The sequence below is a fragment of the Halobellus marinus genome, from assembly GCF_032113415.1.
GTDB classification, from domain to species: domain Archaea; phylum Halobacteriota; class Halobacteria; order Halobacteriales; family Haloferacaceae; genus Haloquadratum; species Haloquadratum marinus.
In genome coordinates, this window is sequence record NZ_CP134946.1 from 1,933,156 (window position 1) to 1,953,461 (window position 20,306).

Below are 20,306 nucleotides of genomic sequence, written 5' to 3' on the forward strand. Positions count from 1 at the left end.
GGGACTGCCGAACCGGAAGTCAGCCGATCCGATACGATCAGACAATTTTTGCCACTGGAGCGTAGCGTGTTGAGTGCTGTTGACAAAAACCATGCACTCTGAACACTCGACCGGTGCGGAGCTGTTCGTCGAAGCGCTGGAGTCCTACGGGGTCACGCATCTGTTCGGTAATCCCGGAACCACGGAGTTGCCGATTATGCGTGCGATCGCCGACTCCGATCTGACATACATCCTCGGTCTGCACGAGGACATCGCCGTCGGGATGGCAGGCGGCTACGCGAGCGCGCGCCGGTACCAGTCCCACCACGACGAGTCGGTTATGCCGCTCGGCGTCGTGAACCTCCACGTCGCCCCCGGTCTGGCGCACGGACTCGGCAATATCCAGAACGCAGCGTGGTCCGGAACGCCGCTTCTCGTCACGGCGGGCAACCACAGCACCGACTTCCAGCACGAGGAGCCGATCCTCTCGGGGGAACTCGCCGGGATGGTCGACGAGTACTGCAAGCTGAGTGCCGAGATCAACGACGTCTCGAACATCCCGACGATGGTCAGACGCGCGGTCAAGACGGCGCTGACCCCCCCGATGGGGCCGGTTTTCCTCGGGCTTCCGATGGACGTGATGAGCGCGGAAACGACGGACGACCCCGAGCGACTCGGTGCCGTACCCTCGCCCGGACGCGGCGACACCTCGCAGATCGAAGCCGCGGTAGCCGCGCTGGAATCCGGCGACGATCCGGTACTGGTCCTCGGCGATCGGGTGGCGCGAGCGGGGCCGGACGCGATCGACGCAGCCGTCAGTCTTGCCGAAGCGACCGGGTGTGCGGTGTACAGCGAAATGAACACCTGCGAGATCAACTTCCCGCCGGACCACGACCAGTGGGTCTCGTATCTCACCCCGGATCCGGAGATGGGGCGCGCGGCCTTCGATGCCGACACGCTGGTGTTCGTGGGGTGTACGACGAACACGCCGTACATCCCGTACGACGAGCCCTACATCCCGTCTGAGGCGACCGTAATCGACATCGACGTCGACGACGCCGATATCGCTAAGAACAATCCGGCGGACGTCGCCATCGTCGGCGACCCGGCGTCGGTGATGCAGGAGATAGCGGATTCGGTGGCGGTTTCGGAACAGCACCGGCGAGCGCGCACGGGGGACCTCGCAGATCGCCGCTCGGAAGCGGCGTCGTTCCTCGGTGTCGAGACCGAATCAGGCTCCGATGGAGAGATATCGAAGGAAATGCTGGCGGAGGCGCTCGCCGACGCCGCCCCGAACAGCTATCTGCTCAACGAGAGCAACACCAGCAAATTCGCCCTGCTCTCTCGTATGCGACCCGGTCCCGAACAGTTCGTCTCGAACAAAAACGGGGGACTGGGGTACAGTCTCCCCGCGACCGTGGGTGCTGCGGTCGCCCACAGACAGGGCGATACCGGACGCCAAGTCGTCGGATTCATCGGTGACGGCTCCTATCTCTACTATCCGCAGACTCTCTACAGCGCCGCTCGATACGACCTGGATCTGACTGTCGTCGTCCCGAACAACCGGAACTACCGGATTCTGAAAGACGGGATGCTCGATATCTACGGCGGATCGGACGATGATTACGAGTACGTCGGGATGGATTTCGATCCGGCGGTCGACCTGGCGGCGAACGCCGAGAGCCACGGGGCGAACGGGTACCGGGTCGCCGAGGAGTCCGAACTGGTCGAGACGCTGACCGCCGCTATCGAGTCCGCCGAACCCGCCGTCGTCGACGTGCCCGTCCGTGACTGATACTGATCACTCTCACGTTTCCCGCGGAGGCTCACCCCCGTGACGGCACTCGGCGGGGAGAGCGGAGAGTATTCACATTGAGAGACGGACGCGGTGGCCCTCGCCGTCGCGGGAACGCAGTTCAGGACCAAAGAAGTATGTGGCAGTCCCTTGAGTGTACACGTGATGTCTTCCGAGACACCGGTTCGAATCGTCCATATCGATCCGAACGGCTTCAGTGACGTAGAAATCGAACGGTCGACGCTGGAGGCGGAGTTGGGCTCGATCACGTTCGAGACCGTCGACACGAGCGGGGAGGATATCGGCGAGGTCGTCGACGCGGCCGACATCTTACTCACCCACTACGCCGCCGTCCCGGCCTCGGCGATGGACGCCACGGGGTGTTCGGTCGTCACCTGCTACGCCACCGGGGTCGACAACGTCGACGTCGAGGCGGCCACGGAGCGAGGGATCGCCGTCACGAACGTGCCGAAGTACTGCGACGAGGAAGTGGGCGAACACATCGTGACGCTCGCAGTGGCGTTGCTCCGCGGCCTCCCGCAGTACGAGGCCCACACCGCCGACGGCGGCTGGGACTGGCGGGCAGCGGACTCGGTCAGGACGGCTACGACCCAGACGCTCGGCTTCTTCGCGTTCGGCCGCAAGGCTCGCCACGCGGCGGCGAAAGCGGACGCGTTCGGGTTCGACGTCGTCGCCCACGACCCCTACCTCTCCGAGGAGGAGATCCGGGACGCCGGCGCCGAACCGGTCTCGTTCGACGAACTCGTCGAGGGATCCGACGTCCTCTCGCTGAACGCGCCGCTGACGCCGGAGACCGAAGAGCGCTTCGACGCCTCGGTCTTCGAGCGGATGCCGGAGGGATCGATTCTGATCAACACGGCCCGAGGGAAACTCGTCGACGAGGACGCACTTCTGGCTGCCCTCGATGACGGACCGCTCCGGGGCGCCGGACTCGACGTCCTCGCCACCGAACCGCCGGCGCCGGATAATCCGCTGCTCCACCACCCGGACACCATCGTGACGCCGCACGCGGCGTGGTTCTCGCCGGGTGCCGTCGAACGAGTCCGGCGACGCGGCTCCCAGATCGCCGCCGCTGCGTATCGAGGGGAGGCCGTCGACGGGGTCGTGAACCCCGAAGCGCTCGACGCCGAGTAATTTTCCCACGGCCTCGGGTGGACCGTCCGTCCCATGCCTATATTTACCGTGCGAACGAAGCGTCACTCGTATGAGGTTGTCCGATGCGGAATCAGAGCTCCGGGACCGAGCAGCGTCTTTCGCCGAGGAGCGAATCGAGCCTGCGGCGGTCGAGCACGAACGGACCGGAACACACCCCACAGAGATCGTGAAGGAGGCCGCCAGCCAGGGCCTCACCACCTCGATGCTCCCGGCGGAGTACGGGGGCGGTGGGCTGGGAGTCACCGGTAGTCTGCTGGTGCGCGAAGAGTTGTACGCGGCGGATCCGGGGATTGCCGAGGCGATCACCGGCTCGATGTTCGGGTGTGAGATCATCGCCGAGGACGGGGCCGACGAACAGGCCGAGCGGTGGGTTCGGCCGGTGACGAACGGCGAGATGATCACGGGCGCGGCGATGACCGAACCCCGTGGCGGATCCGACTTCGCGAACATACAGACGCGAGCCGAACGCGACGGCGACGAGTACGTCCTGAACGGCGAGAAGATATTCATCGGTAACGGCCACATCGCCGACGCCGTCCTCGTGTTCGCCCGGACGAGCGACACCGACCCGCCGCACCGGGGAATCTCGTCGTTCGTCGTCGAGGCCGGCACCGACGGGTTCCACCGCGAAGAACTCGACAACTACGTCGGACCGGGGGCGATGGCGCTCGGCGAACTCCACCTCGATGACGCTCGGGTCCCCGTCGAGGCGCGTATCGGCGAGGAGGGGGACGGCTTCTACCAGGCGATGCGGACGATGAACGGCAGCCGACTCGAGATTGCCGCGAGTTCGGTCGGGGCCGCACGCGGGGCGCTCGACCGAACGATCGACTACATCTCCGATCGCGAGACGTTCGGCAAGCCGGTCAAGGATCGGCAGGCTGTTCGCCACCGAATCGCGAACTACGAAGCCCGAATCGAGGCGCTCCGGACGTTCACCTACAAGACGGCGCGTGATCTCGAAGAGAACGTCGATCTCGCCGAGGAGCCAGCGATGGCGAAACTGTTGGCCGCGCAGTTGGCCGAGGACGTGGCGAGCGACGCGATTCAGCTCCACGGCGGGTACGGCCTGCTGGAGGAGTACCGCGTCGAGGAGTATCTCCGCTGGTCGAAGGTCGCCCAGATCTACGACGGGACGAACGAGGTGATGCGGAGCATCATCGCCGAATCCGTCCTCGACGAGTAAGCCCGCGAATACTCCGGTTTCGACGGATCGACGGTAGCGAGGGCCCTGTTTTCTTCCGACTCGATGCGAAAGAAGCATCCTGACGCTGCGGGACGTGTGTCTCGACGCTGCCGAATGTCTGTCTCGACTCTTTCTTACACCTGTCCGGCCTATGCGGACGGACCGTCCTGTACATCGTCGTGGCCGTCGAACCGACTGATCGAGACCGCGTCGTAGTATTGAGTTGGGTCGCCGTCCAGCAGTTGCCGACTCAGGATGTCGCCGACTGCCGGCGCGTGTTGGATCCCCGTCGCGTTGTACGTCGCCACGAGGAGACCGTCGACGGCTGTCCAGCCGACGATGGGATTTCCGTCCGGCGTCAGGCTCCGCAGGCCGACCCACTCGTCTTTGACGGTCGGGTCGTCGAGTCCGTACAGAAGCTGCCCGGCCGCATCGAGAATGTTCTCTCGCAGGTCCGTCGGGATGGTCTCCGGGATCTCCGGATCCTCGACGTCGGGAGCGGCGTCGTCGAAGTCACCCTGATAGTGGCCGGCGAAGAGTTGTCCGTCGTCGTGGGGACGGATGTACACGCCTGACTCGTGGTGCGTGAGGCTGGGGTGGACGCTCCCCGTCGGATCGTCGAGCACCAGCCCTGGTGCGAAACTGTGGCGGACCGGGAGGTCGACACCGACCGATTGTGCCAGTGTCGGGTTCCACGGGCCCGCGGCCAACACCAGTTGATCGACTGTCGTCCGACCGCTGTCCGTCCGGACAGCCGAGATCGACCCGGTGGCGTCGCGTTCCAGTTCGAGTACGCGGGTGTTCGTCCGGAAGGTTGCGCCCGCGTTTCGAGCGCGTTGGGCGAAGGTCGCAGCCAGCGAGGCCGGCGTCACGTACCCGTAGTTCGGCCAGAACCACGCGGCCGTGAGTTCACCGAGTCGGACGTCCGGCAACAGCAGTGACTCGCGCAACGAATCCCCCTCGAAGAACTCGGCGAACGCCGAGTTGGAATCTTCATCGCCTTCCGTCAGTGAGCGATGCCGAGCGCGAAGCGCCGCGCGTCCATCTGTCGTCGTCGAAACGTTGAGTCCGCCGAGCAGCCGGTGCCGAACGTCGGCTCCGGCTTCCCGGATCACACGGTTGTAGAGTCGGATACTGTGCGTCAGCAACGCTCTGTGGGCCTGCGTGTGGCTGGCGCGAACGCCGACGTACCCCGCCGACTTCGCTGTCGTCTCGGCGGCCACCTCGTCACTTTCGAACACCACGACGCGACGATCGGAGCGTTTCGAGAGGTAGTAGGCCGTGCAGACGCCGGTGATTCCCCCGCCAACGATGCCGATCGTGCCCTCTGTCATACTCCGTCTCCCCGCCGAGTATCAGTCTCCGCGGTCACTTCTTCGACGACGTCCTGGATGATGTCCATCCCGACACGCGCCTGTTCGTCGGTGAGGACGAGCGGCGGGAGCAGTCTGAGGACGTGACCCTCGATTCCAGCCGTCCAGACCACGAGACCACGCTGGAGACAGCGCGACTGGATCGAATCGACGAGATCCGAGAGCGGAGAGCCGTCCGCGTCACGGAACTCGGCGCCGACGAGTAGTCCGCGACCTCGCACGTCGACGAGGTGGGGACAGTCTTCCTGAATCTCTCCGAAGCGATCCTGCAGATACGCGCCGATCCGCGTCGCGCGGTCGAGCAGATCGTGCTCGTCGATGTACTCGATCGCCCTGGTCCCCGCCACCATCGCCGGGACGTGCCCGCGGAAGGTCCCCGCGTGTGCGCTCGGGCCCCACGTGTCCAGTTCTTCGCGGTACACCGTTGCCGAGAGCGGTAGTCCGATGCCGCCGACGGCTTTGCCGACGGTCATCGCGTCAGGAGTGATGTCCGCGTGATCGCTGCCGAACCACTCGCCCGTTCGGCCCATCCCTGTCTGGATCTCGTCGACGATCAGGAGGACGTCGTGTTCGGCGGTCATCTCGGCGAGTCCCTCCAGGAATCCTTCCGGGGGCACGACGACGCCGCCGGATCCCTGGATGGGTTCTACCCAGATCCCCGCGGGCGGTTCCTCGAGTCCGTCCGCGCGTCCGCTGACGACTGCTCGAATCTCCTCGAGTGCGCCGTCGAGCGCAGCCTCCGGCGTCTCGTAGTCCTGCGGGCGCGGGTACGGAACGTGGACGACGTCCGGGAGTAAGGGGGTGTAGTCGCTCTTGTACGAGGACCACCCGGAGAGACTGAGCGCGCCCATCGTGCCGCCGTGATAGCCGTCCTCGAAGCCGACGATTCCGTTCCGGCCCGTGTTGTACTTCGCCAGTTTGATCGACGCCTCGATCGCGTTGGTTCCCGTCGGACCCCCGAAGGCGATCCGGCTGTTGCCGGGCAGCGTCCCCGGTGCGATCGAATCCAGCGCGTCGATGAACTCCAGGCGGGCCTCCGTCGGGAAGTCGATGGTGTGTGCGACCGCATCGAGTTGGTCCTTGGCGGCGTCGACGACGTACGGGTTCGAGTGGCCGACGTTCGCGACGCCGATCCCGGCTGAGAAGTCGAGATAGACGTTCCCGTCGACGTCTTCGATCGTCGCGCCTCGTGCCGAGTCGATCGCGATCGGCAGCGACAGCGGATAGGCGACGGTGTTGGCCTCCTTGGCGGCCTGTTCGTCGAGAAGATCGCTGGACCGTGGGCCAGGAATCGGCTCCGTCACGGCGGGCCGCTGGGAGAGATGAAGCTCCGCAGGCGGGGGTCCGGTTGGCATACCCTCACACAGCAGCGCGAAGAAGTAAATTATTGCGGCGCGCTCCCGCCGCGTTCGAGTGGTCGCCGATGCGATCAGGTGCGCCGCGGTCCGATCTGCTGGTGAAGCTTTAGGTAGTTGTGGACAGCAGGATCAACCCGATATGGCGACGGACTACAGCGACCAGTTCGAGACCATCCGATGCGAGTTCGACCACGAGACCGGCGTCGGCCGCATCGTCCTCGACCGACCCGACTCGTTGAACGCGATGTCGACACAGACCCTCGACGAACTGCCGACCGCGATCGAAACGTTCGACGGACTCGACCGGGAGGAAGACCACATCTCGGTCCGGTGCGTCGTTATTTCCGGGGCGGGCGACGACGCCTTCTGTGTCGGCGTCGACGTCGACGACATCGGCGGCGAGCGATATCCGTTCACCGCGTCATCGTTCCGGGAGGCGCTGTTCAGCGTCGAGTCGTTCGGCGCGCCGGTGATCGCCGAGATCGACGGGTACTGCGTCGGCGGTGGCCTGGAACTGGCGCTGATGTGTGATTTCCGGATCGCAAGCGAGGAGAGCGAACTCGGCTTCCCCGAGGTCGACCTGGGAATCTTCCCCTCCGGGGTGGGAACGACACAGCGACTGCCGCTCCTGGTTGGCCCGAGTCGGGCCAAGGAGCTGTGTATGACCGGCGAGTTCCTCTCCGGATCGGAAGCCGCCGCGGACGGGTTGATCAACGAGGCCCACCCGGCGGAGGAACTCCCGGCTGCCGTCGACGAGTTCGCCGAAGAACTCGCGGGGAAGCCGCCGCTCGCCCTCCGGGCTATCAAGGACACCATCAACCAGTCGCGCAACGTCGGCCTCCGCGATGGGATCGAATACGAGTACCGTGCGTATCTCCCGCTGCTGCACACCGACGACTACGCGGAAGGTGCCGCGGCCTTCTCTGCCGACCGGGAGCCGGAGTGGCAGGGGAAGTGAGGTCGGCCGGCGATTGCACGCGGTCGGTACGGCATCGATGAGCGGATCCAGGTACGGAATTCGCATCGCGGAAATCACCGACGATGCTCGGTCTAGACGTCACTCCTGACTGGACCCGAACACTAATCACCTCCCGCTCGGAAACCGTCTGGTGGTGACTGATAATGATTACCCTCACTTTTTATCGCCGAGCGTCACCACCGTCGTCGGCGCTCGGCGGTAAGAGACGAGAGTAATCATTATGAGCTGGCCACGTGACGCAGTCGTGCAGTTACCGGAGGATACGAACTTACAATGAGTACGAGCTCGGACACCACAGCCTACATCGCGGGCGCGTTCGAACACCCGACACGAGAGGCACCGGAGAAGTCGATCGCACAGTTACACGCGGAGGCCGCCGCCGGCGCGCTCGACGACGCCGGCTTGGCGGCGGACGACGTCGACGGCTACCTCACAGCCGGCGAGAACTACCAGGTCGGCCGCTATCCGCCGCTCGCGATGGCGGATTACCTCGGACTCGACGTGTCGTACTTCGACTCGACCGACGACGGCGGATCGGCGTACGTGAACCACGTCGGCGAGGCGGCAAGCGCGATCGCCGACGGCAAGTGCGACGTCGCGTTGGTTACGCTGGCGGGGCGGATGCGGACCGACGAGCGCAGCCACCCTGAACACGAGGAGACGATTATGCAGGAGAACTTCGAGTCGATCTACGGCGCCGAGACGCTGCCACAGTACGCCCTCGCCGCCCGTCGACATATGCACGAATACGGGACGACCTCGGAGCAGCTCGCCGAGATCCGGGTCGCGGCGTCGCAGCACGCCCAGCACAACGAGCACGCAATGTATCAGGAGCCGGTGACCGTCGAGGAGGTCGTCGACTCGCGGATGGTCAGCGACCCGCTCCACCTGCTGGACTGCTGTGTCATCTCCGACGGCGCCGGTGCATTCGTCGTAGTCTCCGAGGACGTACGACGGGAGATCGATCGCGAGTGCGTCGAGATCCTCGGGCACGCCGCGGCGGTCGATCACCACGACGCCGGCCGGATCGACATCACCGAGACCGCCGCGCGGAAGTCCGGCCCGCGGGCGTTCTCGCGAGCGGGCGTGGATCCCGACGACATCGATTACGTCTCCATATACGACTCCTTTACCATCACCGTGCTGCAGACGCTCGAAGACCTGGGTTTCTGTGAGAAGGGCCGCGGCGGCGAGTTCGTCGAAGGCGGGACGCTCCAGGCGCCCCACGGGGAACTTCCGTTCAACACCGACGGGGGCGGACTGTGCTCGAATCATCCGGACCGCGGCGGGATGACGAAAGTGATCGAGGCCGTCCGACAGCTTCGGGGAGAGGCAAACGAGCCGGTACAGGTGCCCGACGCGACGGTCGCGCTCGCGCACGGCACGGGGGGCTATCTCGGGACCAGACACGCCGGTTCGACGGCCGTCCTCGGGAGGGCCGATCGATGAGCTGGGAACCGCGACCCGTCCCGGCTGTCACTCCGGAAACGGCGCCATACTGGGAAGCGGCGGCGGAGGGCCGACTGCTGCTCCGCCGCTGCGACGACTGCGAACTGACGTTCTACTACCCGCGGGCGCGGTGTCCGGACTGTCTGGGCGACGACGTCGACTGGATCGAAGCCGACGGCACGGGAACAGTGTACGCGTATACCGAAACGATGACCGTCGGTGCGTGGCCGGAGGACGAACTCCCGCTCGTGCTCGCCTACGTCGAACTCGCCGAAGGACCGCGGATGCTTACCGCACTCCAGGGCTGCGACGCGGACTCGATAGAAATCGGTACTCCGGTCGAAGTAACCTTTGTCCCGACAGCGAGCGACGACGTGTCGATCCCGGTCTTCGAACCGACGGGGGACTAGTTCGCCCAGCGGAACTTTCGATCGGATATTTCGGATCTGATCGCACCGCACAACGCTATCGACGGCGGCTCGTTCAGTTCTGCACGTTGGGGATACTCGGCTTCGACGTCCGCTTGGTCTCGTACCCGTCGGTGAGGTTATCCCAGGCGTCTGCAATCTGTTCGGGCGTCCAGCCGCCCGTTTTGGTATCCGCTGGGACCTCCTTGATGATCTTCCGGACGCGGTCCGGGTCGTCGATGAACGAGAGTTCGCCCGATCCCAGCCCGACCGTACAGCCGGTGATGTCTGTGGCCTCCTCGCTCGCCAGGAATGCCGGCAGCGGTGCCACCAGCTGTGGGCCGTGGGTCTCGTCTGTCATCCCATCCGGCTGGTACTCTTCGGGGATGGACTTGTACATTCGCGTGTACGCTTCGGGCCACAGGGCGTTCACCCGGACGTTGTACCGCTCGAGTTCCTGTGCGGAGTTCCGTACGAGACCGAGGACGCCGGCCTTCGCGGCGGCGTAGTTCGGCTGCCCCGCCCAGCCGATGGCCGCCGAACTGGACACGCCGAGGAAGGATCGCTGCCGCTCGAACTCCTCTTCTTCGTACCGCGATTTCCAGTGTTGGGAGGCGTTTCGGAGCAGCGAGAAGTGGCCCTTCAGATGGACGTCGATGACCGCGTCCCACTCCTCTTCGGACATATTGAAAATCATCCGGTCGCGCAGGATTCCGGCGAAGTTGGTGATGCTGTGGACGGCGCCGTACTCGTCGACGGTATCCTCGATAAGCTGGTCGGTGTACTCCAGGTCGGTGATATCGCCGTAGTGGGCCATCGCTTCCCCGCCGGCCTCGGCGATCTCGTCGACCGTCTGCTGTGCTGGCTGGACGTCCTGACCCTCGCCCGAGAGATCGGCGCCCAGGTCGTTGACGACGACCGACGCCCCCTCCGAGGCCATCAACTTCGCCGTCTCCTTGCCGATACCGCGACCTGCTCCTGCGACGATGCAGACCGTATCTTCTAACATTCCGTCTACGTCATCCCGTGCACGGTGAATAAGTTTTTCCCACAGTACGGTAGAACGCGACTCCGCCGACTCAGCCGCCGAATTTGATCCCGAACTGCAGCGGTTTCGGAACCAGTTCGCCCCGTTCGAGCTTCCCGTTTGGGTTCCGCGGGAGTTCGTCGACGACCCGGAAGATATCCGGAATCTTGTATTCGGCGAGCCGCTCCTCACAGGCAGACCTGAGCATCTCCTCGGTGACCCGGTGTCCCTCCTCCGGCGCGACGACAGCGATAATCCGCTCACCGAGGACGTCGTCGGGGAACGAGGTGACGCCGGCCTCCCGAACCCCGGGGACAGACAGGAGCGCGTCCTCGACTTCGACGGGGTAGATGTTCTCTCCGCCCCGGATCATCATATTGCCTTTGCGGCCGCGGAGCCTGATGAATCCGGACTCGTCGATGAGGCCGATGTCGCCGGTGTAATGCCACCCGTCGCGGAACTCCTCGTCGGTCTCTTCCGGCGAACTCAGGTACCGTTCAGCCACGAAGGGACCGTACATCGCCAGTTCGCCGATCTCTCCGGGTGGCAGTCGGTTGTAGTTCTCGTCGACGACGGCGAACTTCATCGTCGGGGTCGGCATTCCCACGACCTCCGGGTGGTCGTCGATGTACTGATTCGGGATCATCGCGGCAATACCGGCGAAGTTCTCGGTTTTCCCGTACGAGTGGTACAACTGGAGGTCGGGGAAGGCATCGCGGATCTTCGGGATCGCATCGGGCGGCATCGGCGCGCCGCCGTACGCGAACTTCTCGAAGGAAGACGTGTCCTGTGTCCCTTCGTCGACCTTCTCGGCGGCCAGGACGATGTGTGTCGGAACCCCCATACAGTAGTTGACGCGCTCGGCGCCGATGTAGCGGAGGAACCGCTGTGGGTCGTACTCCCGCATAACCACTGCTGTACCGTTGACGGCGATAGACGTGAGGAGGCCGCAGACGAGCCCGGTGACGTGAAACAGGGGCGATGGAACGAGGATCCGGCTCGCGTCTTGGATGTCGTGAACGTAGACGTTATTCAGTGTCGCGTTGACACCCTGGAAGTTGTCGATCGGAACCGATTTCGGCTGCCCTGTCGTGCCGGATGTGTACATCACCGTCAGGAGGTCGGTCGACGTGACGGACGAGTCGATCGCTTCCCCGGAATCGTGATCCAGTAACCCGCCATATGGCTGTGCCGTCCCTATCGCGTCCAGCACGCACGTCCTCTCGTTTGGGGTCTCGTAGGCCGAACCGTCGAGTTTGTCGGCGTATTCGTCTTCGACGATCACGAGGGCCGGATCGCCGTCGGTAAACATCCCGCGGATCTCTTCCGGGGAGTGGCGAGTGTTCAGCGGACTCACGACGGCGCCGAGTTTCGCCGCGGCCAGCAGCGATTCGACGAATTCGATCCGACTGTCGACGAGCAGGACGATCCGATCGCCCATCGAGATCCCTTCTGATCGTAGTCCCGCGGCTAACCGATCGACGCGATCGGCTGCCTCCCGGTATGTCAGACGGCGGTCCGAACGGGGAAAGACCAGGAATTCCCGTTCCGGCGTCTCGGCGACCGCGGAAGCAAATAGCTCGAACAGTGACTCAGTTCGGTCCGTGTACGCGCGGACCGTACTTCCACGGTGCTCAGTCTCCTCGACCCGCGGGAAGGCATCCAATCGGTGCGTTACGACGTTGTCTTCCCAGATGATAGTCTCGTTTGTGAAGTCCTGCATCACTTACCCCTACCGCGATGTGTGTGACCACTATTACCAAACGGGATTCAAAAGTGTATCGCCAGTCCAGCGCTTCGGCCGACGCCGCCCTGCACGTGCGCGTCGGATTTCGTTTTCATATGACAAACAGTATCGTGGTCCTCTCCAATTGCTATTGAGCTACGTCAACAGATAACGGACGAATGTACTCCGCTTCGTCGAGTTCAGCTTCGCGTCGACATACGAAAACGAAGGCGGGCCAAGATGTGGCTCGGTAGTGCCGTAGCCGCTCGGCCTCCGGGAGTGAGTGGAGGCAAGTTATAAACTAAACCTGTTCGCGGAGGCTCGAAGTCAACTTTGGCCGATTGCTTCACGACATCCGTTGATATATACAAACAACATTTCTACCGAAGCAGATTGCCCGGCGCCGTGTAGTCGCCGATACACCATTTGCTCAGATCAACAAGCAGATTAACAAGTGTACATATGTTATGAAATCCACGGACTCGACTCGCTGCGGGAACAGCGTCACTGCCACGGCGACGAGACCGAGCCGCGGAGTTCGATCTCGTTGATCACCCCGCGGATGAGTTCCGGGAGCGTCTCCCCGAAGTACTCGTCGGGCATCCGGTTCTTCGGGCCGCCGATAGTGATCGACCCGATCGTCTCGCCGTCCAGTGCCACAGGTGCACCCACCGCACGGTATCCCTTTATTGCCTCTCCGTCGTTGAAGGCCACGCCGTCCTCGCGCACGCGGTCTATCTCCGTCAGCAACTCTTCTTTGTCGGTGATCGTCTGCGGAGTGTACGCCGGCAACCCGTATCTGTCGATAATATCATTTATCCTATCATCACTGTATCCCGATAATATTGCTTTTCCGCTGGCGTGTGCATGCATATACTCCCGGTTGCCGATGCGTCCGCGGAATTTAGTGTTTAAATTCCGCTCACCGACAATAATATCAAGCGTGACAAGTTTACCGTTGTCTTCGGTCGTACACCATCCAATTTCCCCAGTTTCGTCTACCAACTCGCGGAGCGAGGGCCGCGATATCTCGATCATAGGGTGATTGTCGCGCGCATACATCCCGTGATCTAGATATTTTAAACCAATATGATATATCCCGTCGCGTTTTGTGACGTATCCATCCTCCCGGAGCGTCATTAGATACTGATACGCTGTGCTACGGCCGATATCAAGGTGATCGGCGACCGTGCTCGCACCGGCCCCATCCAGTTCTTGCAGCGCCTCAACGATGCGATGCGCCGTCTCCAGAGACTGTATTTTCCGCGGTGATTCGCCGGTCATACTATGTCGTAGGATGTCTGATAGTAAAGTTCACTCGGTGGGGACCAATCGGTCGGCTACCCACGCGCAGTAAAATAGATAAGAGATATTACAATATTGACTTATTGTAGAGATTATTATATTTCTCTTGTCGGGGCAGACTGAGCGCGAGCATAGCCAGTCCGCCGGCACGAACTCGAAGAATTCTCCCTGGCGTGAGCGACGCTCCCCCTTACAAACTCACTTCGGCCTGACCGACGCTCCCCCTTACCATCTCAGGAGCTGACTACCCTGGCATCCTGAAGGGAGGTTCGCAGGGGAGGCGAGTAGCACCGCTCGGTCCTCCGTGACCGCGAGTGGAAGTGGGTAGCCGCACGCGGGATTTGTCGAAACCCCTTCGGCCTTCCAGGCCGTCGGTCGCTAGCCGCCGAAAGAGGACGGCGACAATTCACTGGGGACCTTCGAGGCCTAACGGAATTCCTGCGGTAAAGTGGTCCAAAAGAGGTTTTACACCGCTATTCGAAGACGGTGACGATGCCCGACCTGACCCGCCGTCACGCCCTCCAGGCGGTCGCGTCAGGACTCGCCGCACTGGCTGGCTGTGCTGGTGAGCCCGAGCGACCGACGATCGACCGCCGCGGGAACAGGCGTTCAGTTCTGGACTACGACGTGCGTTCCGTCCGCAACGAGGCTGGTGCCGTGTTATTCACCACTCGCGAGCAGTTACCGACAGTCACCGACGAGGAGGCCCGGTTTGCTCGCTTGAGCCGCCGCGTTCTCGTCTCCGAAGCGGGGATCGACGAACTCACTTTCGGGACGGTTCCGGAGGCCGAAGAACTCCGGTCGTTCGCCGCGGCCACGAACTTCGACTCCTCGTCGCTGTATCTCCTGGCGATGCCCGTCGAGGCCTGCAAAGAGATTCGGCTCCAGTCGGCCACTGTCGAGTGGGACGAACTCGAAGGGGGAGACCTGCACCCACACGCGCAGTTTTGTGAAACCTTCCGTCCCGCAGATGTCGACTGTGCTGCCGGCGAGATACACACCGCAGGATTCGCGATCCGACTGCCCATCGCGGCCGAACGATCGAGGGGGAGCGGCCGCGGGATGTCGAGTTCCTGTCGGCTCTCGCCGCACGGCGAGTATTTCAACGCGACCGTGACGCCCGCCCGCGGAGGTGGCGACGAATGACGTCACGTCGACGGGTGCTCTCCGGACTTGCCACCGTCGCTTTCGCCGGAGCGTCAGGCTGTTCTGCGCTCCCGTTCGGAAGCGACGAGCAGGACGGTCCCGATGACGTGTCGCTTTCGCCGGATATGATTGGCTCCATCGAGTGGCCGCCGTCGCCGTTTCCGATCACTGTCCCGGCGAAGGTTGCAGACTCCCACGAGGAACGCGCTCGCGAACTGCTCGCTGCGGTGCCAGAGGATCCGGACGTCCCAAACAGCGCCGTCGCTGCATCACTCCAGTCAGACCGAGAGCACGCCGCAGACCGACTTACCGAGGCTTTCGAGGAGCCCTGGCCGAGGGAACAACTCTCCGAGTGGCGCAGCCGTCGAGAGGCGGCGGCGACCGTTCGGGGTGCCTATCGAGCGGCGATAGGCGAAGACGACGCGGAGGCCGTTGCAAACCGTCGTGAAACGCTGCGTGAGGTGCTGCATTCGTTCATCGCTGCTCACGAGTATCGAGCGTCGTCGCCAATCGAGGCAGTGCTCGCACACGCCCCACTCGAGGATCTGATCGCGGACTGTCGCCGTCGAGTCCGCCCGACGCCGGTGTATCCGTCGGCCCCGGTCAGTGAGCCCTTCCAGGCCGGTGATGCCGTGGGACGAGTCGAACACGCGCAGGCCACTCTCACTGATGCCCGTCGGTTGCGCGAAGCGTATCTCAGCGAGCGTACCGATCCTCCCTCGCAGTGGTCACGGCTGATCGAGTCGTCGGACCGCCTCCGGTTTGCTGTCCATCGGACGCAATCCAGCGTCCGGGAGTTTCTCGACGCCGACGAGCGCCCGTTCAGGGCCGACCTGTCCGGAACAGCAGGGCGGTGGCTGTACGACGATGCCAAACGACGGGTCGAATCGGCGGTGGAGGATCACGACGCGAACCGGGCCGACGGCAACTACGCCACGGCCGTGGTTGAGGCCGGCCAGGCACTCGCTGCTATCGAGGCCTTCCGAACCGTAATCGACGGACTTCGGGAGGGCGCCTACCAGGAGCCGGTGACCGCCGAGTCGGTCAGGCAGACGGCAGCGCGGGCACGGGAAGCCCTCGAAGCGATCGAAACCGCCGAGGACCGTCGCCTGGCAGCGCTCATCGCCCGTCCTGTACTGGGTGTATTCGCATATGGCGCAGATATGATCGAGGACGGATACGCTGACCCGGTACGGATGCAGGCCGAACTCGCACGGGCGGAACTCTATGCTCGGGCAGTTCCGGCCGCGACTGCTTTCGTTCTCGAACGACTCGAATCGGGCACAGGTCGGTGACCAAGTTTGATTTCGTCCGCCCGGAGGAGCTGGCCGTCACAGCGATGGAATCGGTCGACCCCGTCGCAGGACTAGCCCGACTGTACCCCTGGGGTTGCCACGTCTGATTCGGGGAGAAGCCACGCCGGCACGACGCGCGTGAGGACGACCATCCCCATCAGTTCGACGAGCGTCTGCGTGACCACGACGGCCGGAACCAACTCGTAACCTGCCGGCAGCGCGAGCGCGAGCGGCAGGATGACAGGCGAGTTGCGGGTGACGGACGTGAACACCAGCGCCCGTCCCTCGCGGACGTCCATCCCGATCGATCTCGTAGCTGTCCGGGCGAGGAGCGGCATCACCACGAGAAACGCGACGTAGATCGGGACAACGGTCGCGATACCGGCGATCGATCCCCGAACTCGGGGCAACTGGGAGGCGATGACGACGAAGAGTGTCGTGGCCATCATCGGGACGGGGAGCCACCCCATCGCGCGCTGCCAGCCGTCCCCGCGGGCCGATCGCTCGGCCCACAGTTCAGTGAGCCACGCGAGCGACAGCGGGAGCACGATCAGCGCCACGAACGCCTCTATGAACGGTCCGGCTTCGATGACTGCGGCGACGTCCCGGCCGACGAACAGCCACAGGTACGCGGGGAGCAAAAGCAGTTGCACGAACAGCAGTGCGGGCGTGGTGGCTGTGATCTGCTCTGCGTCGCCCCCGGCCAGTTCGGTGAAGGTGATGACGTAGTCGACACACGGCGTCAGGAGGACGAAGAGAACACCGACGAGCACGGTCGGCCGCCCGGAGAGAAACCGGGTGAGCCCCCACACGACGACGGGAACGATCAGAAAGTTCATTCCGAGTGCCGCCGCGAGAAATCGACCGTTGCTGACCGCCCGGCGGAGTCGTACGAAGGGAATTTCGAGGAACGTGACGTACAGCAGGACGGCCAGGGTCGGATCGATGAGCCGTTCGATCCACGAGGCTGCGGCCGGACGTCCCACGCCGACCCCGACCGCGAGGACGACGGCGACCGCGTAGACGGCCACCTGTCGGCGTTCGAGCCAGTCCGGCGGGTCCATATCCCGACTTGACGCCCGGGCGGGAAACGACCTCCGCTCACAACAGTCAGTATCAGACGATGTTCTGCATAATTCCGCCGTCGACGGTGAGTTCCTCGCCGGTGACGTTCTCGCTCGTCGCGAGATAGACCGCCGCCTCGCCCATATCCGCGGGCGTCTGATCGCGGCCCAGCGGGATGACGCGATCGACGGTTTCCTCGAAGGACTCCTCGCTTTCGGGGGTGAGCTGTTCGGTCCACATCTTCGAGGCGACGATCCCCGGACAGAGGGCGTTGACGGTGACGTTGTCCTCGGCCAGTTCGATCGCCAGCGATTTTGTGAGGCCGTTGATGGCGTGTTTCGATGCCCCGTAGTGGCTGTGGTCCGGGGCGGCGATCATCCCCGAGATCGACGAGACGTTGATGATCGTCCCTTCGGTCTCCCGGAGGTAGGGGATGGTCGCCTGCGAGACGAGGAATGTCCCCTTGGCGTTGACGTCCATCACCCGATCCCAGTCGTCCTCGTCGAGTTCCATAATCGACCCCACCGTGAGGGCGCCCGCGTTGTTGACGACGACGTCGATGCGGCCGAACTCCGAACGCGCCTCCTCGACCATCGCATCGACGCTGTCCTTGTTGCTGACGTCGACCTGAACTGTGTGGGCGCGTTGCCCCCGGTCCCTGATCTCTTCTGCGACGTCCTCGTCGTTGTGGACGGCGAGGACGACGTCGCTGCCGGCGTCAGCGAGGTGTCTGGCGATTCCCGCGCCGATGGCGCCACCGGCACCGGTGACGATCGAAACCTTTCCGTCGAGGGGGTCTTCGGAAGTCATAGCGGTACTGTGCGCGGGTCTGTAAAAAATGATGGGCACACTCGGGGTTGTGGCTCGGTGATCGAACAGCGAGGTATCGACTGGTTTGCTGTGGGTGGACCGCAGGCAACTCCCACACAAGCAGCAGGTCGAGGGTGACAGGTCGTTCACGATTGTCGCACCGATCCCGAAGAAGATCATCCCGAGAATCTGGTCCACTCGATCAAGCGAGGATATCGGTCGTGTACCATCGATCGATCTGAACGGCTGCGCCGGATCGTCTCTCAGATCTCTCGAATCACGTCGCCGTCGGGGTCGATTCCGTCCACATCCTCGTCCGTGAGCGGGACCTCGAGTTGATCTCCACGAGGCAGCCTTCGTTCGCCAGCTGCTCGTGTCCCGGAACGGTCTGACTTTCGCGGGGTCAGCGAACGCCTTGTCGATCGTTTCCGGGAGTATCTCGGCGTTCTCGTAGGCCTTCCGCACGTGAGTCTCGATAGCCTCCCCGATGACGTTCGAGTGTTCGTCCATCGCAACCTGGCCCGCCATAGAGTACGTTCCGCCGTCGACGATCGCGTGCTTGTAGCCGTTCCCGGGTGCGTCCTCGAGCTGTGGTGGCTTGATCGCTTATCGCGTCATAGACCTGCATCGAGGACCGGTTCGGAAAGCGCCAGGACCTCCGTATGGTGGCAGCCGGCCCACGACCTACGTCGCTGCCAGGATTCGGACAGTTTCCGCGAGCGCCTCGGTCGCGACGGCGCAGTCGTCCCAGTCAGTCCACTCCCGCGGCGAGTGGGAGACGCCATCGACCGACGGGGCAAACAGCAGACCGGCGTCCGTGACTGCCGCGACGTTCGCGGTGTCGTGCATCGCTGCGGAATGTAACCGGATCGCGTCGATGCTGCCCGTCTCGACGGCCTCCTCGGCAGCGGCGATGCATCGCTCGCTCATCTGACTCGGCTCGCTGTCACGGTAGCGCTCGAGCGACGTCTCGACGCCACGACGACGTTCGAGTCGTGCGAGGCTCGACCGGCAGCGGTCGACCAGTCGGTCCATAGTGTCGTGGGCGACGTCCCGAATGTCTAATTGGAACTGGACCTCCTCGGGAACGATGTTTCGCGCGTTTGGGCTGATGGTTCCCTCGCCGGCGGTCCCGACAGCGGCTTCGTTCTCCGTGGCGAGCTCTTCGGCCGCGCGTTCGAGGTCGAGCACGAACGCCGACGCGGCGGCGAGTGCGTCCCGCCGTTCGAACATCGGGGTCGATCCGGCGTGGTCTGCCTCACCGGTGATCGTGACTTCACAGTTGGTGATCCCGACGATCGAATCGACGATTCCAACGCCGGCCCTTGCTTCCGTCAGCCGTGTTCCCTGTTCGATGTGGAGTTCGAGCCACGCATCCCACTCGCCGGCGTCGATCTCGGCCGATCCGGCGAACCCGATCCGCTCCAGGCTCTCTTCCAGTGTGATGCCCTCTGCGTCTTCGAGCGCGAGCGCCTCTACGGCCCGGCGCTGTCCCGCCGCGACGGACGATCCGAGCGTCCCGATACCGAACCGGCCGCCCTCCTCCCCGGTGAACGAGACGACTTCGATCGGACGATCGGGCGTCTCCTCGCTCTCCTGGATCGCCCGGACCGCCTCGACCGCGGCGTAGGTTCCCAGCGGGCCGTCGAAGATGCCCCCGTTCGGGACCGAATCGAGGTGACTCCCGACGGCGACAGGTGCCGCATCGGGATCGCAGGACGGCGGCGTCCACCGACCGGCGATATTGCCGACGGCGTCGACACGCACCTCGAGGCCGATCGTTTCGAGTTCTTCGATGAGGCGCTCGCGGGCTTCTCTGTCCGCGTCGCTCCCGGTGAGTACTGTCCGCCCTCTGCCCTCTTCGGCGTCGACACTACCGAACTGGGCGTTTTCAGTGATGTCTCGCCGGAGCCGTCCGGCGTCGATTTCCATATCAGTACCTGCGCTGACGGACGAATAAATGTACGGGGGGTGGTTCTCCGAATACCGTCCTGGGAGGTCGCCTTGTGTTCCTTGCCGGGATAGATCGACAGTACGAGACGGTTGGCCCCGACCGTGGGGCACCCGGCTCGGGAGCAAGCCTCGCCGCATCCGCCTTGGCGTTCTGGAGAACTGGCTCCGTTGAAATCCTCGGCAGCTGATACAGTTGTCCCGGTCGTGGGTGAGACAACCCTCGCACTGATTGGAACCGACCGGCAATCGACCCGGCCCTGGGTGTTGTTTCCGAGTT

The 20,306-nt window shown here is 63.8% G+C and carries 16 protein-coding genes; 8 read left to right on the plus strand and 8 right to left on the minus strand.

Translation table 11 applies throughout. The annotated features are described in order from the left end of the window. The first annotated feature begins 91 nt into the window (after positions 1-91). The 3 genes from RJT37_RS09830 (at position 92) to RJT37_RS09840 (ending at position 4,136) form a co-directional block, all read left to right on the plus strand. Positions 92-1,774, plus strand: a complete 1,683-nt coding sequence (locus RJT37_RS09830) for a thiamine pyrophosphate-binding protein (RefSeq protein ID WP_313683990.1) — start codon at positions 92-94, stop codon at positions 1,772-1,774. A gap of 165 nt (positions 1,775-1,939) precedes the next feature. Continuing rightward, positions 1,940-2,929, plus strand: coding sequence for a C-terminal binding protein (locus tag RJT37_RS09835; RefSeq protein ID WP_313683991.1), 990 nt, complete (start codon positions 1,940-1,942; stop codon positions 2,927-2,929). Between the two features lie 70 nt (positions 2,930-2,999). Beyond that, complete coding sequence (locus RJT37_RS09840) at positions 3,000-4,136, plus strand: acyl-CoA dehydrogenase family protein (RefSeq protein ID WP_313683993.1); 1,137 nt, start codon at positions 3,000-3,002, stop codon at positions 4,134-4,136. Between the two features lie 149 nt (positions 4,137-4,285). Here the strand turns inward: RJT37_RS09840 and RJT37_RS09845 are convergent, their stop codons facing one another. Both RJT37_RS09845 and RJT37_RS09850 read right to left on the minus strand, forming a co-directional pair. Further along, positions 4,286-5,470, minus strand: a complete 1,185-nt coding sequence (locus RJT37_RS09845; RefSeq protein WP_313683995.1) for an NAD(P)/FAD-dependent oxidoreductase — start codon at positions 5,468-5,470, stop codon at positions 4,286-4,288. After that, the gene (locus RJT37_RS09850) at positions 5,467-6,864 is read right to left on the minus strand and encodes an aspartate aminotransferase family protein (protein WP_313683997.1); all 1,398 of its coding nucleotides are present in this window, start codon (positions 6,862-6,864) and stop codon (positions 5,467-5,469) included. The genes RJT37_RS09845 and RJT37_RS09850 overlap by 4 nt, the downstream gene beginning before the upstream one ends. 142 nt (positions 6,865-7,006) lie before the next feature. Between RJT37_RS09850 and RJT37_RS09855 the strand changes: the two genes are divergently transcribed. The 3 genes from RJT37_RS09855 to RJT37_RS09865 all read left to right on the plus strand — a co-directional run bounded on the left by RJT37_RS09855 (position 7,007) and on the right by RJT37_RS09865 (position 9,705). Beyond that, positions 7,007-7,825 carry an enoyl-CoA hydratase/isomerase family protein gene (locus tag RJT37_RS09855; protein WP_313683999.1) on the plus strand — a complete coding sequence of 273 codons (819 nt, stop codon included), beginning with the start codon at positions 7,007-7,009 and terminating at the stop codon, positions 7,823-7,825. A 294-nt stretch (positions 7,826-8,119) separates the two neighbouring features. Then, positions 8,120-9,295 (plus strand): thiolase domain-containing protein, encoded by a 1,176-nt coding sequence (locus RJT37_RS09860; RefSeq protein WP_313684001.1) that lies wholly within the window; start codon positions 8,120-8,122, stop codon positions 9,293-9,295. Further along, entirely contained in the window at positions 9,292-9,705 is a 414-nt protein-coding gene (locus tag RJT37_RS09865; protein ID WP_313684003.1) for a Zn-ribbon domain-containing OB-fold protein, read from the plus strand. The genes RJT37_RS09860 and RJT37_RS09865 overlap by 4 nt, the downstream gene beginning before the upstream one ends. A gap of 73 nt (positions 9,706-9,778) precedes the next feature. Here the strand turns inward: RJT37_RS09865 and RJT37_RS09870 are convergent, their stop codons facing one another. From RJT37_RS09870 to RJT37_RS09880, 3 genes are all read right to left on the minus strand, one after another. Beyond that, the gene (locus RJT37_RS09870) at positions 9,779-10,711 is read right to left on the minus strand and encodes an SDR family NAD(P)-dependent oxidoreductase (RefSeq protein ID WP_313684005.1); all 933 of its coding nucleotides are present in this window, start codon (positions 10,709-10,711) and stop codon (positions 9,779-9,781) included. Between the two features lie 70 nt (positions 10,712-10,781). Beyond that, complete coding sequence (locus RJT37_RS09875) at positions 10,782-12,452, minus strand: class I adenylate-forming enzyme family protein (RefSeq protein ID WP_313684007.1); 1,671 nt, start codon at positions 12,450-12,452, stop codon at positions 10,782-10,784. 507 nt (positions 12,453-12,959) lie between these two features. Beyond that, a complete protein-coding gene (locus tag RJT37_RS09880) occupies positions 12,960-13,739 on the minus strand; it encodes an IclR family transcriptional regulator (protein WP_313684009.1) in 780 nt (259 codons plus the stop codon). Positions 13,740-14,252: 513 nt separating this feature from the next. Between RJT37_RS09880 and RJT37_RS09885 the strand changes: the two genes are divergently transcribed. Beyond that, positions 14,253-14,906: a hypothetical protein gene (locus RJT37_RS09885; protein WP_313684011.1), complete on the plus strand. Its 654-nt coding sequence runs from the start codon at positions 14,253-14,255 to the stop codon at positions 14,904-14,906. Next, positions 14,903-16,201, plus strand: a complete 1,299-nt coding sequence (locus RJT37_RS09890) for a hypothetical protein (protein ID WP_313684012.1) — start codon at positions 14,903-14,905, stop codon at positions 16,199-16,201. The genes RJT37_RS09885 and RJT37_RS09890 overlap by 4 nt, the downstream gene beginning before the upstream one ends. Positions 16,202-16,272: 71 nt before the next feature. Here RJT37_RS09890 and RJT37_RS09895 read toward each other — a convergent pair whose 3' ends face one another. From RJT37_RS09895 to RJT37_RS09905, 3 genes are all read right to left on the minus strand, one after another. Next, positions 16,273-17,265 carry an arsenic resistance protein gene (locus tag RJT37_RS09895; protein ID WP_313684014.1) on the minus strand — a complete coding sequence of 331 codons (993 nt, stop codon included), beginning with the start codon at positions 17,263-17,265 and terminating at the stop codon, positions 16,273-16,275. A gap of 52 nt (positions 17,266-17,317) precedes the next feature. After that, on the minus strand, positions 17,318-18,076 hold the full coding sequence (locus tag RJT37_RS09900) for an SDR family NAD(P)-dependent oxidoreductase (RefSeq protein ID WP_313684015.1): 759 nt from the start codon (positions 18,074-18,076) through the stop codon (positions 17,318-17,320). A gap of 684 nt (positions 18,077-18,760) precedes the next feature. Beyond that, positions 18,761-20,008 (minus strand): Zn-dependent hydrolase, encoded by a 1,248-nt coding sequence (locus tag RJT37_RS09905; RefSeq protein WP_313684017.1) that lies wholly within the window; start codon positions 20,006-20,008, stop codon positions 18,761-18,763. Positions 20,009-20,306: the final 298 nt, after the last annotated feature.

Coding starts and splice junctions, on each gene's coding strand:
- RJT37_RS09830 (WP_313683990.1), top strand. CDS start 92: ATGCACTCTGAACACTCGACCGGTGCGGAGCTGTTCGTCGAAGCGCTG.
- RJT37_RS09835 (WP_313683991.1), top strand. CDS start 1,940: ATGTCTTCCGAGACACCGGTTCGAATCGTCCATATCGATCCGAACGGC.
- RJT37_RS09840 (WP_313683993.1), top strand. CDS start 3,000: ATGAGGTTGTCCGATGCGGAATCAGAGCTCCGGGACCGAGCAGCGTCT.
- RJT37_RS09845 (WP_313683995.1), bottom strand. CDS start 5,470: ATGACAGAGGGCACGATCGGCATCGTTGGCGGGGGAATCACCGGCGTC.
- RJT37_RS09850 (WP_313683997.1), bottom strand. CDS start 6,864: ATGCCAACCGGACCCCCGCCTGCGGAGCTTCATCTCTCCCAGCGGCCC.
- RJT37_RS09855 (WP_313683999.1), top strand. CDS start 7,007: ATGGCGACGGACTACAGCGACCAGTTCGAGACCATCCGATGCGAGTTC.
- RJT37_RS09860 (WP_313684001.1), top strand. CDS start 8,120: ATGAGTACGAGCTCGGACACCACAGCCTACATCGCGGGCGCGTTCGAA.
- RJT37_RS09865 (WP_313684003.1), top strand. CDS start 9,292: ATGAGCTGGGAACCGCGACCCGTCCCGGCTGTCACTCCGGAAACGGCG.
- RJT37_RS09870 (WP_313684005.1), bottom strand. CDS start 10,711: ATGTTAGAAGATACGGTCTGCATCGTCGCAGGAGCAGGTCGCGGTATC.
- RJT37_RS09875 (WP_313684007.1), bottom strand. CDS start 12,452: ATGCAGGACTTCACAAACGAGACTATCATCTGGGAAGACAACGTCGTA.
- RJT37_RS09880 (WP_313684009.1), bottom strand. CDS start 13,739: ATGACCGGCGAATCACCGCGGAAAATACAGTCTCTGGAGACGGCGCAT.
- RJT37_RS09885 (WP_313684011.1), top strand. CDS start 14,253: ATGCCCGACCTGACCCGCCGTCACGCCCTCCAGGCGGTCGCGTCAGGA.
- RJT37_RS09890 (WP_313684012.1), top strand. CDS start 14,903: ATGACGTCACGTCGACGGGTGCTCTCCGGACTTGCCACCGTCGCTTTC.
- RJT37_RS09895 (WP_313684014.1), bottom strand. CDS start 17,265: ATGGACCCGCCGGACTGGCTCGAACGCCGACAGGTGGCCGTCTACGCG.
- RJT37_RS09900 (WP_313684015.1), bottom strand. CDS start 18,076: ATGACTTCCGAAGACCCCCTCGACGGAAAGGTTTCGATCGTCACCGGT.
- RJT37_RS09905 (WP_313684017.1), bottom strand. CDS start 20,008: ATGGAAATCGACGCCGGACGGCTCCGGCGAGACATCACTGAAAACGCC.